At 60.0% G+C, this 15,143-nt stretch carries 15 protein-coding genes; 2 read left to right on the top strand and 13 right to left on the bottom strand.

Going from position 1 to position 15,143, the window contains the following annotated elements:
* Positions 1–319: 319 nt before the first annotated feature.
* The 10 genes from ACQY8Q_RS11565 to ACQY8Q_RS11520 all read right to left on the bottom strand — a co-directional run bounded on the left by ACQY8Q_RS11565 (position 320) and on the right by ACQY8Q_RS11520 (position 11,711).
* Positions 320–970: a glutathione S-transferase family protein gene (locus tag ACQY8Q_RS11565; RefSeq protein WP_428426715.1), complete on the bottom strand. Its 651-nt coding sequence runs from the start codon at positions 968–970 to the stop codon at positions 320–322.
* A complete protein-coding gene (locus ACQY8Q_RS11560) occupies positions 967–1,407 on the bottom strand; it encodes an SRPBCC family protein (protein WP_428426714.1) in 441 nt (146 codons plus the stop codon). The genes ACQY8Q_RS11565 and ACQY8Q_RS11560 overlap by 4 nt, the downstream gene beginning before the upstream one ends.
* Positions 1,404–1,718 carry an ArsR/SmtB family transcription factor gene (locus ACQY8Q_RS11555; RefSeq protein ID WP_428426713.1) on the bottom strand — a complete coding sequence of 105 codons (315 nt, stop codon included), beginning with the start codon at positions 1,716–1,718 and terminating at the stop codon, positions 1,404–1,406. Before ACQY8Q_RS11555 ends, ACQY8Q_RS11560 begins: the two co-directional genes overlap by 4 nt.
* 119 nt (positions 1,719–1,837) lie before the next feature.
* Complete coding sequence (locus ACQY8Q_RS11550) at positions 1,838–2,581, bottom strand: 2-keto-4-pentenoate hydratase (protein WP_428426712.1); 744 nt, start codon at positions 2,579–2,581, stop codon at positions 1,838–1,840.
* A 115-nt stretch (positions 2,582–2,696) separates the two neighbouring features.
* Positions 2,697–4,067 carry an alpha-glucosidase/alpha-galactosidase gene (locus ACQY8Q_RS11545; protein WP_428426711.1) on the bottom strand — a complete coding sequence of 457 codons (1,371 nt, stop codon included), beginning with the start codon at positions 4,065–4,067 and terminating at the stop codon, positions 2,697–2,699.
* A 16-nt stretch (positions 4,068–4,083) separates the two neighbouring features.
* Entirely contained in the window at positions 4,084–5,754 is a 1,671-nt protein-coding gene (locus tag ACQY8Q_RS11540) for an ABC transporter ATP-binding protein (RefSeq protein WP_428426710.1), read from the bottom strand.
* A gap of 10 nt (positions 5,755–5,764) precedes the next feature.
* On the bottom strand, positions 5,765–6,886 hold the full coding sequence (locus ACQY8Q_RS11535; RefSeq protein ID WP_428426709.1) for an ABC transporter permease: 1,122 nt from the start codon (positions 6,884–6,886) through the stop codon (positions 5,765–5,767).
* Positions 6,883–7,896: an ABC transporter permease gene (locus ACQY8Q_RS11530; protein ID WP_428426708.1), complete on the bottom strand. Its 1,014-nt coding sequence runs from the start codon at positions 7,894–7,896 to the stop codon at positions 6,883–6,885. The genes ACQY8Q_RS11535 and ACQY8Q_RS11530 overlap by 4 nt, the downstream gene beginning before the upstream one ends.
* Positions 7,897–7,975: 79 nt before the next feature.
* Positions 7,976–10,063 carry an ABC transporter substrate-binding protein gene (locus ACQY8Q_RS11525; protein WP_428426707.1) on the bottom strand — a complete coding sequence of 696 codons (2,088 nt, stop codon included), beginning with the start codon at positions 10,061–10,063 and terminating at the stop codon, positions 7,976–7,978.
* A 175-nt stretch (positions 10,064–10,238) separates the two neighbouring features.
* Positions 10,239–11,711 carry an alpha-glucosidase/alpha-galactosidase gene (locus tag ACQY8Q_RS11520; protein WP_428426706.1) on the bottom strand — a complete coding sequence of 491 codons (1,473 nt, stop codon included), beginning with the start codon at positions 11,709–11,711 and terminating at the stop codon, positions 10,239–10,241.
* 210 nt (positions 11,712–11,921) lie between these two features.
* Here ACQY8Q_RS11520 and ACQY8Q_RS11515 point away from each other — a divergent pair, with 210 nt between their 5' ends.
* A complete protein-coding gene (locus ACQY8Q_RS11515; RefSeq protein ID WP_428426705.1) occupies positions 11,922–12,836 on the top strand; it encodes a helix-turn-helix domain-containing protein in 915 nt (304 codons plus the stop codon).
* Between the two features lie 18 nt (positions 12,837–12,854).
* Here the strand turns inward: ACQY8Q_RS11515 and ACQY8Q_RS11510 are convergent, their stop codons facing one another.
* Positions 12,855–13,031: a hypothetical protein gene (locus ACQY8Q_RS11510; protein ID WP_428426704.1), complete on the bottom strand. Its 177-nt coding sequence runs from the start codon at positions 13,029–13,031 to the stop codon at positions 12,855–12,857.
* Positions 13,032–13,330: 299 nt separating this feature from the next.
* Here ACQY8Q_RS11510 and ACQY8Q_RS11505 point away from each other — a divergent pair, with 299 nt between their 5' ends.
* The gene (locus ACQY8Q_RS11505) at positions 13,331–13,879 is read left to right on the top strand and encodes a flavin reductase family protein (protein ID WP_428426703.1); all 549 of its coding nucleotides are present in this window, start codon (positions 13,331–13,333) and stop codon (positions 13,877–13,879) included.
* 75 nt (positions 13,880–13,954) lie between these two features.
* Here the strand turns inward: ACQY8Q_RS11505 and ACQY8Q_RS11500 are convergent, their stop codons facing one another.
* Positions 13,955–14,458 (bottom strand): pyridoxamine 5'-phosphate oxidase family protein, encoded by a 504-nt coding sequence (locus ACQY8Q_RS11500; protein ID WP_428426702.1) that lies wholly within the window; start codon positions 14,456–14,458, stop codon positions 13,955–13,957.
* Positions 14,459–14,484: 26 nt separating this feature from the next.
* Complete coding sequence (locus ACQY8Q_RS11495; protein ID WP_428426701.1) at positions 14,485–15,045, bottom strand: type 1 glutamine amidotransferase domain-containing protein; 561 nt, start codon at positions 15,043–15,045, stop codon at positions 14,485–14,487.
* Positions 15,046–15,143 lie beyond the last annotated feature (98 nt).

The raw sequence follows: 15,143 nt of genomic DNA, 5'->3' as shown, positions 1-15,143 counted from the left end.
GCGGGGCCTTTTGGGGACGTTTTTGTTTTGCGTGAAGTGCATCATTTTCCCCGTCATCCCGGATTTGTTCCGGGATCCAGCGCGCCGCGTCTGCGGCGCAAGGGGTTCTTTTGTCTGGCGCGGTCAGTTTTCTCACCGCGCGGACGCGCGGTGGCTGGATCCCGCCACAAGGGCGAGGAAGACGGAGAGTGGGGGGAGGCACTGAGCCAAACAACAGGCTCATATTTGCGGCAAAGACGGAGCCGATCAAAGGTAGAGTTGGGCAACGATAGAATCGGCTAATCTTTGGAGAGGGGGCACCACTCTGCGCTGAAGGATTTTATCGCGCTGAATCTGCCGCTGCAAAGTGGGCCATCTGGTCTGCATGTGCCTTTTTAAACGACGGGCGGGCCGTGGCGCGGGCGACATAGTCGCGGCAGGCGGGATATTTCGCAAGCCCATCGAACCGATCGACGAGGCGCAGCACATCCGCCATCAGGATGTCGGCCACGGAAAAGCTTCCAGCCAACCATTCGCGTCCCGCCAGTACCGGCTCCAGGTGCGTGAGCCGGTGCTGGTGGAGGAAGCCGTCAAACAGCTTCCATCCGGGCGTGTCGCCGGTGTTGCCGGAAAAGATAAACAGGGACCATGGCAGACTTGCCGCCTCGACGGAATTCAGACCCGCGAATAGCCATTCCTTAGCCTTGCTGCGGCCGTGCGGATCGGCAGGCATCAGCGCGTCACTCCGTTCGCCGAGATGAAGCAGGATCGCGCCGCTCTCGAAGATCGAGATGTCTCCATCGGTCAGCCACGGCACCTGACCGAACGGTTGGTGAGCGAAATGCTCGGCAGTCCGATCGCCAAACGGAACGCTCTCGACCCGATAGGCCAATCCGGCCTCTTCCAGCGCCCAACGCACCCTTATGTCACGCACATAGCCGCGCGGCATTTCGGGAACCCAGTCGAAGGTGGTGAGGATCAACTCGCTCATTTGGCATCTCCAAGAAAAACTGGCAGCTTATCGAGGAGGCCGCTCCAACCTGCCTCATGACTTTTGCGCGCTTCTTCGTCGGGGAGCTGTTCGTGGATCAGGGTCAATTCGGTACCGCCGTCAAATGGCTCAAGCAGAAACGTGACCAGCGACTCCCGTTCTGGCATTCCTGGCCATTCCCAGGTGAAAACAAGCTTCTTATCAGGAATAACGTCCTGATAGACCCCGGTGGGGTTATGCTCATCGCCGTTCAGCAGCCGGAACACCAAGCTGAAGCGGCCTCCTGGTCGCACGTCCGCCTCAGCGCTAATGGTTGGCCCTGCATCCGGACCCCACCACTGCATCATGAGTTCGGGTTGTGTGATCGCCGCGTAAACCTTGGCAGGCGGGGCCTTAATTCTGCGTATAATGGTTACACTCGGAAGATTTTTGGTCATTGCCCGCCCTCCTCTTCCACAAGCGCAGCAAGCCGATCAATGCTCACCGTCCACAAGCGTTCATATCGATTGAGCCATTCCATCGCTGCTTGCATCGGCTCTACGGAAAGGTTCACCGAGACCGTGCGACCGGTTTTCGCCCGTGTGATCAATCCCGCCTCAGCCAAGACATCCAGATGTTTCATCATGCCGGGAAGCTTTTGCGAAAACGGCTTGGCTAGCTCGCTCACCGAAAGCCCGGGTTCATCCTTCAGCCGCAGCAGAATGGCCCGACGGGTGGGGTCGGCGAGCGCTGAAAATGTGCGGTCCATCTGTGATGCTTGATAGTTCACCATATAGCGAACTATTGCTGACTGCGTGGGTAGAGTCAACTGGTCTGAAGGATTCCACCCAGCGCCTCAGGTTTGTGGTTTTGTCAGATAAAACCGCATCAATCCTCGCGCGTCGATGCGGCCGTGACCGTCAGCGTCGTAAACCCGCTGATGGCGATAGCCGCGCGGGCGGGCGTCGGGATGGCGCCGCAGAGGCTGCCGGTGGTGATGATGCGGCCCTTGGCGACGGGTTCGGTCAAGGTATTGGCGAACAGCAGGAAGGCGGCGACGGGGTCGTCGTTGGGGTGTTTGCCGGGGCCTGTAAAGACGGTGTCGCCGTTGATGGTGATGCTCAGCGGATAGGCTTGGCCGGGTTCGATCACTTTGGCAGGAAGTTCTTCGCCCAAGACATAGCCGGCATTGCCGAGACGGTCGGCGAGGAACAGCAGGGCAGGCGTCTTGCTGCCGTCGTCCAGCCGATGGCCCAGAAATTCGATGCCTGAATAGATGGCGGCGACATGGTCGAGCAGCGTTTCGCGGGTATAGGCCGTGCTGCCGGGGGCGAGGTCCTTGCCGAGCACGAAGCAGATTTCCACTTCCAAGGCATCGACGGCGGGCCGCTCGAAGCCGGCGGTGCCGGACGTGCTGGCATGGGTGATATGGGCCATTGGCGCCGAGACCGAGCTGCCGTCCGGGCGGATCGCCACCTTGTAGCCGCCGGTCAGCCAGCCGTTCAGGGAGAGCGTTTCGCGCTGCACGGCAAAGGCTTCCGCCGGTGTGGCAGGCTCGGTGAGCGCTGCGGAGGTCAGCCGGATACCCTGGTTATCGGCGTCTGACAGTTGGCGGGCGAGGGTGGCGGGCATTTTTGTCTCCTGCAGATATGGCGGTGCGTCAGTCCTTTCGACCACACCCGGCGCAAAAGGAAAACCCCGGAATTATTGTTCCGGGGTTTCCTTTTTCGCGCAACGGGGAGAGACGTTACGCGGCTTGGACCTTCTTCGACACGCGGGCCCATTCCGGGATCCAGGTGCCGTGGGCGGCGAGCAGGTCGTCGGTCAGCGACCAGATCTGGTCGAGATCGAGTTCGGCGGCCGTATGCGGATCCATCATCGCGGCATGATAAAGGTGCTCGCGGTTCTGCGTCATCATCGCCGCGACCGTCAGTTCCTGCACGTTGATATTGGTGCGGATCAGCGCCGTCAGCTGCGGCGGCAGGGCACCGATATAGGTCGGCTGGATGCCGTTTTCATCGACGAGGCAGGGCACTTCGGCGGCGCAATTGTCCGGCAGCGAGGTGATGCAGCCATTGTTGCGCAGGTTACCGTAGATCACCGAAGGCTCGCCGGTCCAGACCGAGTTCATGATCGACGAGGCATATTCCTTCGACTGCGCGACTTCGATCTTGTCGGCCGAGCGATAGGCCGCAGCCTGCCCCTTCCATTTCGCGACCTGCTCGATGCAGCGCTTGGGATATTCATCCAGCGGAATGCCGAATTTCTCGATCAGGTCCTCGCGGCCTTCCTTGATGAAATAGGGTGTGTATTCGGCAAAATGCTCGGAGCTTTCGGTGACGAAATAGCCGAGCCGGGTCAGCATCTCGTAGCGCACCTTGTTGGGGCAGCGCGGGTTCCAGGTCGGCTTCGGCGCCCGGCCTTCGCGGTAGCCACGGACGAGATCCGGATAAAGGTCACGGTACGAGCCGTCGGGCTGGCGGTGCTCGAACTTCAGGAAGAAGGCCATGTGGTTGATGCCGGCCGAGCGGTAGCGGATTTCCTCGTAGGGGATGTCGAGGTCATCGGCCAGTTCCATCGCCGTGCCCTGCACGGAATGGCACAAGCCGACCTGCTTGATCTTCGGGTACTTCTCGGCGATCGCCCAAGTGTTGATCGCCATCGGGTTGACGTATTGCAGCAGGATCGCCTCGGGGCAGACCTGCATCATGTCCTCGCAGATCGACCAAAGATGCGGCACGGTGCGCAGGCCGCGCATAATGCCGCCGACGCCCAGCGTATCGGCAATGGTCTGGCGCAGGCCGTATTTCTTCGGCACCTCGAAATCGGTGACCGTGCAAGGCTCGTAACCGCCGATCTGGAAAGCGACGACGACAAAATCCGCGCCCTCGAGCGCCTTGCGCTGATTGGAGTGCAGTTCGATGGTGGCCTTGGCGCCGAGCGTCGAGATCAGCTTGCTGACGACGACTTCGCTTTCCTCCAGCCGCTGCGGGTTGATGTCCATCAGCGCGATCTTTGCGCCGGATAGGGCGGGACGCTGCAGCACGTCGCCGATGATGTTTTTCATGAACACGGTCGAGCCCGCGCCGATGAAGGTGATCTTGGGTTGTCTCGTCATGGATAGGCCTCTTTGCTTATGCGGCTACTTCGAAGGCGGCGCGGACGAGCCGTTCGGTGTAGGCGGTCTTGGGATGGGTAAGCACGTCTGCGACCGGACCCTCTTCGACGATCTTGCCGTGCTGCATCACCACCACCCGATGGCAGAGCGCGCGCACGACCTTGAGATCGTGGGAGATGAAGAGATAGCTCAGTCCTTTCTCGTCCTGCAGCTTGCGCAGCAGTTCGATGATCTGGGCCTGCACCGAGAGATCGAGCGCCGAAGTGGGCTCGTCGAGCAGGATGAATTCTGGTTCCAGCGCGATCGCACGGGCAATGGCGATGCGCTGGCGCTGGCCGCCGGAGAATTCATGCGGGAAGCGTGACAGGATATTGTTGGGCAGGCCGGCGCTGTTCAGCGCTTCCTTCACCCGCTCCAGCCGCTCGTTGCGCGTAGCGCCGAGCCGGTTGACGATCAGGCCTTCCTCGATGATCTGGCCGACCGACATGCGCGGATTGAGCGAGGAGAAGGGATCCTGGAAAACGATCTGTATGCGTGAACGTAGCGGGCGCATCTCGTCGCGGGTCTTCTTTTCGATCGACTGGCCATCGAACAGGATCTCGCCGCCGTCTGCGGTGAGCAATTTCACCAGCGCCTGGCCGAAGGTGGTCTTTCCTGAGCCGGATTCGCCGACAATGCCAAGTGTTTCATGGCGGTGCAGCTTGATCGACAGACTGTCGACCGCAACGAGTTCCTTCAGTTGCGGCCTGAAGAAGCCACCGTGCTTGAGCATGAAGGACACCCGGACATTGCGACCTTCGAGTATGGCCGCGGAATCGACCGGCATCGGATTGGCCACGCCCTTCGGTTCGGAATTGAGCAGGTGGCGGGTATAGGGGTGCTGCGGGTTCTCAAACAGCGCTGAAGTGGTGTTGTGTTCCTTCACCTCGCCGTTCTGCATCACATAGACATAGTCGGAGAATTGCCGCACGACGGTGAGATCATGGGTGATCAGGATCACGGCCATGCCGAGGGTCTTTTGCAGATCGCGGATGAGGTTGAGGATCTGCGCCTGCACGGTGACGTCGAGTGCCGTGGTCGGTTCGTCGGCAATCAGTACGTCGGGGCTGTTGGCGAGCGCCATGGCGATCATGATGCGCTGGCGCTGGCCACCGGACAGCTGGTGCGGATACTGGTTGAGGCGGGCTTCCGGATCGGGGATTTGTACCTGGCGCAAAAGCTCCAGCGTGCGTTCCACCGCCTGTTTGCGGCTCATCCTCTGGTGTACACGGATCGCCTCGATGATCTGGGCGCCGATCGTGTAGACCGGATTGAGCGAGCTCATCGGCTCCTGGAAGATCATCGAGATGCGGTTGCCGCGCAGCGCCCGGCGCTGGCGATCGGAGAATTTCAGCACGTTCTTGCCGTCATAGGCGATGCTCGACTTGTCAGAGAGCGAGGCGCGCTTGGTGAGCAAGCCCATGACGGTGCGGGCCGTCACCGATTTTCCTGAGCCGGATTCACCGACCACGGCAATGGTCTCGCCGCGGTAAAGCTGGAAGGAGACGTTCTTCACCGCATCGACCGAGCCGCCCTCGACCTTGAAGGTGACGGCGACGTGGCGGGCGTCGATGATTGGTGTGCCGATCGATGCGGCATGGTCGTGCCGTTGTTCGGGAGCGAGCGTGCTGATGTCCACGAGTGCCATGGTCGTCTCCTCAGTATGGGTCGACGGCGTCGCGCAGGCCGTCGCCCAGCGCATTGAACGCAAAGACGGTGATCAGCACGAAGGCCACGGGGGAAAGGATCCAGGGGTAGGATCCAATGACGGAATAGGTGGCGGTATCCTGCAGCATCAGCCCCCAGGACATCAGCGGCGGTTTGACTGCAAAGCCGAGGAAGCCAAGGAAGGATTCGAGCAGAACCACGCTCGGGATCGCCAGCGTCACCGAGACGATCACGTGGCTCATCACATTGGGGAAAATGTGCTGGAAGATGATGCGCCGGTCGGTAGCGCCGATCGCCATGGCGGCGCGCACATATTCGATCCGGGCGAGCGCCAGCGTCTTGCCGCGCACCTCGCGCGACATCTGCGCCCAGCCGAGCGCCGACATCACGAAGATGACGAAGGCGAGGAAGACGTGGGTGGGCGCCGTCACCGGGATCAGCGAGGTCAGGGCCAGATAGAGCGGCAATTGCGGAAAGGCGAGGACCAGTTCGACGAAGCGCTGCATCCACGTATCGAAGCGGCCGCCGAAATAGCCGGAGACCATGCCGACCGTGGTGCCGACGACGGTGACGATGAACACCACGGTCAACGCAATCATCAGCGAGACGCGCGAGCCGTAGAAGATGCGTGACAGCACATCGCGGCCGAACTTGTCGGTGCCGAGGAAATTGACCGGCGTGCCGTCGGTCGCCCCGAAGAAATGGCGGTCGGTCGGGATCAGGTCGAGAAGGCGGTAGCTAAAACCCTTGACGAAGAAGCCGAGGTTTTTCGGGTTGGCATAGTCCGGGCCGACGATCGGCTGGAAGGTGATCGGGTCAAGCTCGGTGCCCTCGCCAATCTGATAGGTGCGCGGCCAGACGAGGTTGCCCTCCTGATCGGTGATTGCGATCGTCTGCGGCGGGGCAAACGCAACGCCGGTGAGCTTTGGATCGACGGGCGAGAAGAACTCGGCAAAGATCGTCATCAGCATCAAAAGGCAGACGAGGATCAGCCCCGCCATGCCGGTCCAGGAGCGTTTCAGGCGGCGCCAGACCAGTGCGGAATAGGTCTCGTTGCCGTGATGAGGTGCCGGTACCGGCACGGTGATGGTTGTTTGAACATCGGCTTTCATGCGTGTGCTCCTCCACCCAGGCGGACGCGCGGATCGAGCAGTGCCAGCAGCATGTCGGCGATGATGTTGCCGACGATCAGGGTTGCGGAGAGGACCAGCATGAAGGTTGCGGTGACGTAGACGTCACCAACCCACATAGAGCCGACAATGGCCGGGCCAACGGTCGGAAGCGCAAAAATGATTGCTGTCTCGATCTCGCCGGTCAGCATGTAGGGTAGCACGACGCCCTGATACATCACCAGCGGATGCAGCGCGTTGGGTACGGCGTGGCGCATGATGACGGCGCGTTCGGAGAGGCCCTTGGCGCGGGCGGTCTCGACATATTGGGCGTTCAGCGTATCGAGCAGATTGCCGCGCATGACGCGCATATTGTAGGCGAGGCCGCCGAAAGTGGCGATGGCGATGACCGGCCAGACATGTTTCAGGAGATCGACAAACTTGTCCCATGACCAAGGCGCGCCGCCATATTTGGCGGAGTGGAAGCTGTTGATCTCTGTGACGTTGAAATGGAACACCATGATGTAGACGATGATCAGCGCCATCAGGAAGCGCGGCACCGTCATGCCGAGGAATGAGATACCGGAGAGCAGGCTGTCGACCCAGGTATATTGCCGGGTTGCCGCCAAGATGCCGAAGGTGATGCCGATGATGGAGGCGAGGATATGGCAGACCAGCGCTAAGGCGAGCGTGCGCGGCAGGCGTTCGCCGACAACCTCGGAAACGGGCTTGTTGTAGAACAGGCTATGGCCGAAATCGCCGCGCGTGATGATGCCCGTGATCCAGTTGACATACTGGACGACCATCGGCTTATCCAGCCCGTTGGCGACCTTGTAGGCCTGTGCCTGGGCGTCGGCTTCCTCGAAGGACGCGCCGCCCTGGTTGATCATCTGCGACCGGATGTAGTCGCTGTAGTCGCCCGGCGGTGCCTGGATGATCGCGAAGGTCACGACGCTGAGCACGAAAAGGACGGGGATGGCTGACGCGATGCGCACAAGCAGAAATCGGAACATGGCTGTTAGGTTCTCTTGTGTGTTTTGGGATTTCCCCAGGCCGGGCTGATGGCACGGCCTGGGAAGCGATGTTTCCTGATCAGTTCATCGGGCCTTTTTCGCCGGGCTTGCCGGGCAGCCGCTGCGGGAACAGTTCGTAGTCACCCTGCTTGTCTGCGGCGACAAACACCCGCTCGCGGATGATGGTATCCTCCGCCCAGTTGAACATGAAGATCGGCGCACCGACCGGAATGTTCGAGAAGCGCTTGTTGACGACCAGCGCGCCGGGATATTCGGTGAGGCCGACCGAGTTGACGTTGGTGGTGGCGACCTTCTGGTACTGTTTCATCAGGTCCGTGCGCTCGTCATTGTCGCTCGAGGCAATGAACTTGTTGACGATATCGACAAGCTCCTGCTCGAACGGCATCAGGTCCAGTTGGCCGCCTTCCGGCACGCGGTGGTTCCAGCTGGTGCGTGGACCGGTTGCGGCGAGCTGCGGGGTGTTCTGCACCACGGATGACAGTTCGGCGCCGTTGCGCAGCACCATCCAATCCCAGCGACCACCATAGTTGGCGGCGTCGCGCTGCTTGCCGTCGAGCGAGTTGAGCACGACGCGAATGCCCAGCTGTTCCATCTGGCCGACGACGCCTTCGGCGAGGTTCTTGTCCGTGTTGTAGTCGGAGGTGACCAACAGCACGACCTCGACGTCCTTGCCGCCCAGCTTATCAGCGGGGTAGTTGACGAAGCCGTTGCCGTCGGTGTCCTTCAGGCCGGCCTTTTCGAGCAGGGCCTTGGCGCCTTCGAGATCGAAGGGATAATAGACGGTCGACTGGCGGTCGTAGAAGCTGGTGCCGGACGACAATCCGCCCGGATAGATCGCGGTGAAGGGACCTTTGACCAGCGATTCGCCGATCTTCTTGCGATCGACCGCCATGGTGATGGCCTTGCGGAAATCCTCATTGCGGTTGAGCTCGCGCACGGCCTGACCGCGCTCATCCGGTTCGCCCCAGCCATTGCCGGAGAAGTTCATGAAGATATTGTAACCGATTAGCCGGGCACCGAAGGCAAGGCGAGCAGGTGCTGTATCCTGCGCTGCACGCTTCAAGCTTTCGACGAAATTCTCGGGCTGTTCGAGATTGGAGAAGTCGCCGGACCCGGCAATCGCCTGCACGTCGCGGTCGGCCCATGTCGAGAGCTTGTAGTGAAGCTCGTTGAGATAAGGCAGCTGGTTGCCGGCTTCGTCCACCTTCCAGTAAAAGGGATTGCGGCGCATCACGATGATGTCGTCCGGGCGATATTCGACCGGAACCCAGGCACCCATGATCGGGATGTTCAGATATTCCGGCGGGAAGCCATTCTTGTACTGGTCGTAGGTGAAGCCCTTGGCGTATTTCGGATGCTTGGTCTTGAGGATATGCGCCGGACCCGGGCAGAAGGTGCCATAGGCCATCGAATAGAGATACTGGCGCGGGAAGGCGTCCTTGAAGGTCCATTCGACCGTGTTGGCGTCGATCGCCGTCAGTGTCGTGCCTTCGCCGAAGGTTTCCGGCGTTGCGCCATTGAGCGGCGAGACGTTGGGGTCGACGACGTTGTCATCCCAATAGAACATCACGTCCTCGGAGGAAAAGGGAACGCCATCCGACCATTTGGCGCCTTCGATCAGGTGCATGGTCAGCTTGTGGCCGTCTTCCGACCATTCCCAACCCTTCGCCAGGTTCGGAAGCGGTTCCACGTCCTTGGCTTCGACCTGGTACAGCGGTGCCGTGCGGGTCAGGCATTCCGACATCTCGATATCGATGCCGCCCCACCCTTGCGTCTGCCCGGCGGAATAGTTCCAGCCTTCCGGACGTCCGCCGATGACGTGGCGCATGGTATCGCCATAAACACCGACGCCATCCGGCATGTTGCCGGTCTTGAAGACCAGCGGTTCCTTCGGCAGGCGCTCGGCGACCGGCGGCAGCTTGCCGGTCTTGACGAATTTCTCGGTGACCCAGTCGGGCTCGTGATACTCCGGCAGGGCCTTGTATTCGAGGATGGAATCGCGCGGCACATAGGTGATCTTGCCCTGTGCCGGAAATGCCGGCTGCTCGGGCACCACGGTTGGCTCGGAAGCCATGGCCGTCATGGCGAATGCCGACACGCCCAAAAGCAGCGCGCTGGTCGTTTTCAGATGGCGAAAGCTGTTCATTGTCGTTGTTTCTCCCTCATGCTTCAGACCGGCCCGGTATGGGCGGCTCTCCTCCTAAAAGCACCCGGCTCGACGGCATCCTGCCCTCTGCCGGAAGAGAGTGGACGACGGATCGCCCACTCCCAGACCTGTTTCCTCCTCAGGAAAACGGGTCTCGCATGCATGCCGCTGCAGCTCAGCTTGCGGCTTTCAGCTTCGTTGCTTCCTTCTCGGCGCGCAGCTCGTCGATCGAGCGAACCTCGCGGCGGGCAACACCCTTCCAGTCACGGGTCTTGACGGTTCCCTTGGCCAGGCGCTCCTTGGCGGCCGGGACGGCGTGGGCATATTGCGGCAACCACTCGGCCTGGGCGACGACCATTTCATCGACCATCTGCCAAACTTCTTCCGGCGTGCAGATGGCGCCGACCAATGGGTCGTGCAGCACGGCGAGTTTCAGAAGATCGATATCGCCTGATATGGCGGCATGAACCGACATGCGCTGGACATTGATCGAGGAGATACAGGTGGCGGCGCAGGCTTCCGGCAGCGTGATACCGGCGACCATGTTGATGCCGAAGCGATCGACGAAGCCGGGGCTCTCGATGATTGCATCCGATGGCAGATTGGTGATGACGCCATTGTTCTTGACGTTGAAATGGCCGCGGTAGACCCGCCCGGTTTCCAGCGCTTCCAGAATATGGCTGGCATGCTCGTTGGAGCGGCGGGCCGGATCGATCGGTTTTTCGGCATCCTTCAAGAACTGCGGGAACTCGGTTTCGAACCAGTTGCGGGTCTCGGTCGAATAGCGCAGGTAGCCGCCGGTTTCGCCGTGGATCCAGTCGGACATATCGATCCAGCGGGTAATTTCCTCCGGCCGCTTGCGGTACCAGGGCAGGTATTCCGACAGATGGCCGTTGCTCTCGGTGGAGTAGACGCCGAAGCGCTTCAAAACGTCGATGCGCAGTTTTTCCTGCTGTGAGAAAACCGGGTGCGCCTCGAAGGCTGCGACCAGTTCGTCCTTGCCGATCTTGCGGCCCTTGACGCGGACATCGGTGAACCAGGTCTGATGGTTGATGCCGGAGCAGATGTAATCGAGCTCGCCATCCTTGGCGCCGAGGATTTCGGCGATCTGTTCGGCGCCGTGCTGGACGCCGTGGCAGAGGCCGATCGTATCGACCTTGCCGTATTCGATCGCAGCCCAGGTGTTCATCGCCATCGGGTTTGCGTAATTGAGGAATTTCGCACCGGGCTCGGCCAGTTCGCGGATGTCCTTGCAGAAATCGAGGATGACCGGGATGTTGCGCTGGCCGTAGAGAATGCCGCCGGCGCAGATCGTATCGCCGACGCACTGGTCGACGCCGTATTTCAGGGGGATGCGGATATCATCGGCATAGGCGGCAAGGCCGCCGACACGGACGCAGCTGATGATATAGCGCGCACCGGCAATTGCCTCGCGGCGGTCGGTTGAGGCCGTGACCTTGGCGGGCAGGTTGTTGGATGAAACGATCTTGTCGAGGATCGACTTGATCATGCCGAGATTGTGCTCGCTTAAATCGGTGAGCGCGAACTCGACATCGCGGAACTCCGGCACGCAGAGAATGTCGGTGAAAAGTTTCTTGGTGAAGCCGACGCTGCCGGCGCCGATTATGGCTATCTTGAAGCTGCTCATGCTGTCCTCGTCGCTGGTCGTTTGGCCGGGAAAACGGACAGGGTAAAATCAATGCGCGGGAAGCAGCGCGCCTTGGCGCCTATTGCCTCCCAACTCTCCCTGCCGATGCCGCTCCAACCCGGTTTATTTTGCCTTATTCAGGGCATCTTGCTTTGTTGAGGGGCATTATGCGTATATTGAAAGGTGCCGCCAGAGAGGTATTGTGCTTTCATGGGTAATTCTATGCTGAAACGACTGATCGAGAATGGACCGGTGATGCGGACAGTTTCGTTGCCGCGCGGACGCCACAGCCTGCACACCATGCCGACCAGTACGGGCTACGAAATCCGCACGGACGCGACCTATGACTGGGATGGGCGCAAGCGCGGACAGACACCGTTCACCGTGCTTCAGCATACGATCGGTGGTGCCGGAAACCTGCGCTACGAGAACCGCACCTATCGGGTGCGCGAGGGCGAGACGCTGCTTGTGTTGGTCCCGCACAATCATCGCTACTGGCTGGAGCAGAACGGCCGTTGGGAATTCTTCTGGATTTCCATGAATGGCGAGGAGGCGTTGCGGATCCACAAAGCCATTCTGGCAACCACCGGGCCGATCCTTAACCTGAAGCCGGAGACAATCGAGCGCCTCGCCGATTGCAGCTTGCGGCTGATTTCAGGCGGTGCGGATGCGCCGGGCAGTGCCTCCGCCATCGCCTACGAGTCGGCGATGGTGCTTTATGACGATGTTTTCGGTTCACATCCTGTCTTCAGTCAGGAATACCGGACGATGCAGCATGTCATTGATCATATCACCGCGAATTTGCAACATCCGTTGCCGGTGGAAAAACTGGCAGATGTTTCCGGTCTTAGCCGGGCACATTTTTCCCGTGTGTTTGCGGCCAGCGAAGGCATGCCACCGGCAGAATTCGTGCTGCGCAAGCGGCTGCAACGAGCGACCAAGCTGCTGACTAAGGCAGCAGATCTATCAGTGAAGGAAGTGGCTGTAATGTCCGGCTTCGAGGATCCGAACTATTTCGCCAAGGTGTTTCGCCGGTATTTCGGCGCCAGCCCGACGGAATTCCGCACGACGGGCATGTATTCAAGCATCGGCGCCAATGGCCGAAGCGCGGCGGCGGTTGGATAGCTCAATCCGCTCTTGGGATCAGTAGAAAAGATGCCAGGGGGTAAGAAACGCGCGGCTCAGCTCCTGGTCGCGTTCCTGCTCAAATTCGGTCTGCTCTTCGCGGGCTTGGCGAACCGGCATTTCTACACGGATGGCTTTTTCCTTTTTCGCCGGAGGCGTCAGGTAACCGAGGGTCATTCCACCGTGATAAAACATGCAGTTCTCCGCTGTTGGATGCGATCGGTTAACGGTCGTTAACACAATCCTGACACAATTGGCCGTCCTGTCAATAGTCTATAGTTTTTATGACGTATTATGAAGTGCCGCGTTCCGGCACCGTGCAACGGTCGCAGAGTGCCGCGCTTTCGGGAAAATAATATAATCTATAAAATTTATCATGATTGAAAAATCGATCCGGCATCGCCGATGACGACGGGTATTCTTTGCTTGAGACGGGGTCTCGTTTCGTGCGTAAATCCGGCACTATGAACGAGACGACAAAAGAGTGGACCCGCATGAATGTCGCTTTGAGAAATTCGCTCGACCGGATCGCCCCGCGCCAGGAGCAATCCTTTCCGCACGTGGCGGATGAGGATGCCTTGAAATCGGCCATGCGGCGGATGTCGGGCGGTGTCTCGGTGATTACCGCTGGCGTCGGCGACGAGCGTACCGGCGCGACTGTGACGTCTGCGACCGCGCTGTCCGTTGATCCGCCGACGATGATCGTCAACATCAACCGCAGTTCTTCCAGCTGGCCGGTGATCAGCCGCTACGGGCATTTCTGCGTCAATATTCTGAGCGCCGACCAGCAGGATGTGGCCGACCGGTTTGCCGGCAAGGGCGGCTTGAAAGGGATCGAGCGCTATGACGGCGCCGAATGGTTTACGCTGGCGAGCGGTGCTTCGGTTCTACGTGGTGCGCTGGCCGGGATCGATTGTGAAGTCGATGAAATCATCGAGCGTCATAGCCATGCGATCATTCTCGGCCGCGTGGTTTCGATCGTCGCAGGTGATGGGCACTCGCTGATCTATAGCAATGGCCGTTACGGCCGGGTTTCCCTGTAGACGAGAATGCCCCGCCCGAGGGGACCGGGGCGAGGCACTCCATCCGCACCATCGAGGGGTCGGTGCGGGTAAGCGTTAGTGCGGCAGAGAAATCTGCGTGTGGTAGCCGAGTTCCGGCTCTTTGCCAGTCAGATTGGCCTTGGCAATTTCCCAACCGAATTTCAGCGTGCTGTTGGTCGAAGCCCAGATCGCCACGTCGTCAAGCTTCAGCTGCAACATGGTCAGCGACGGGTCGTCCTTGCCGCCTTCAAACCAGGCAGCCACCGGAGCCGACCAATATTTGTCGATATGCTCGCGGGATTTGACCTCATCGATCGCACCGGCCAGGCACGCATGATAATCATGGTCCTTGCTAATGACACAGAAATGCGCCCGGTTGCCGTTCCGAGCCGCTTTGATCAGGTCGCTGTCCGTGCGGGTGAAAAACCAGATCGAGTTGCTCTCCTTTTCGACGAACGGCGCCATTGGCTGCATGTGCTGGCCGGAACCCTCGACGCCCAGCATACCGGCATGGATATCGCCAAGCACGTCCCAGAGCTGCTGTAGCGGATCGGTTTTCGTCTTCGATATATCAGCCATTTATTGTTTCCTTTATCGATTGGGGATCAGGCAGCGCGGCGCTCATGGCGGCCTTCTTCGATTTCCTCAACGATCTTTTTCACAAAGGCGTCGAGATCGTCCGGATTGCGCGAGGTGATGATGCCCTTGTCGGTAACGACGGGCTCGTTCGACCAGATAGCTCCGGCATTGATCATGTCGGTCTTGATCGAGATATAGGAGGTCATCTTGCGGCCGCGCACGGCATCGGCCTCGATCAGCAGCCAGGGCGCATGGCAGATGGCCGCGACGACCTTGCCGGATGCGACAAATTCCTTGACGACGCGCATGGCGTCTTCATCGTGGCGCAGGATATCCGGGTTCATCTGGCCGCCGGGCAGGACCAGCGCGTCGAAATCGCCGATATCAAAGTCCTTGGCAAGAAGGTCGACATTGATCGCGTCACCCCAATCCTTGTTGTCCCAGCTCTTGATCGGCTCACGGTCGATCGCGGCGATCTTGACGTCGGCGCCGCGCTTTTTCAGGTCGTCGAGCGGCACGCGCAATTCGGAACGTTCGTAGCCATGGGTGGCAAGGATAAGGATTTTCGATTTGTCGATGAACGGCATCGCGCCATCTCCTTTGACAGCTTGGGGAGGGTTCGCGCTTACAACGGACGCCTGCGCCAATCGTTCCGATATTTCCGGGTTTTCTCATATTGACCCAA

Origin of the sequence: Pararhizobium sp. (assembly GCF_965279435.1) — a bacterium.
In the GTDB taxonomy this organism is placed as follows: domain Bacteria; phylum Pseudomonadota; class Alphaproteobacteria; order Rhizobiales; family Rhizobiaceae; genus Pararhizobium.
The sequence above is the reverse complement of the archived record's forward strand: the minus strand, read 5'-3'. Positions and strand labels throughout refer to the sequence as shown.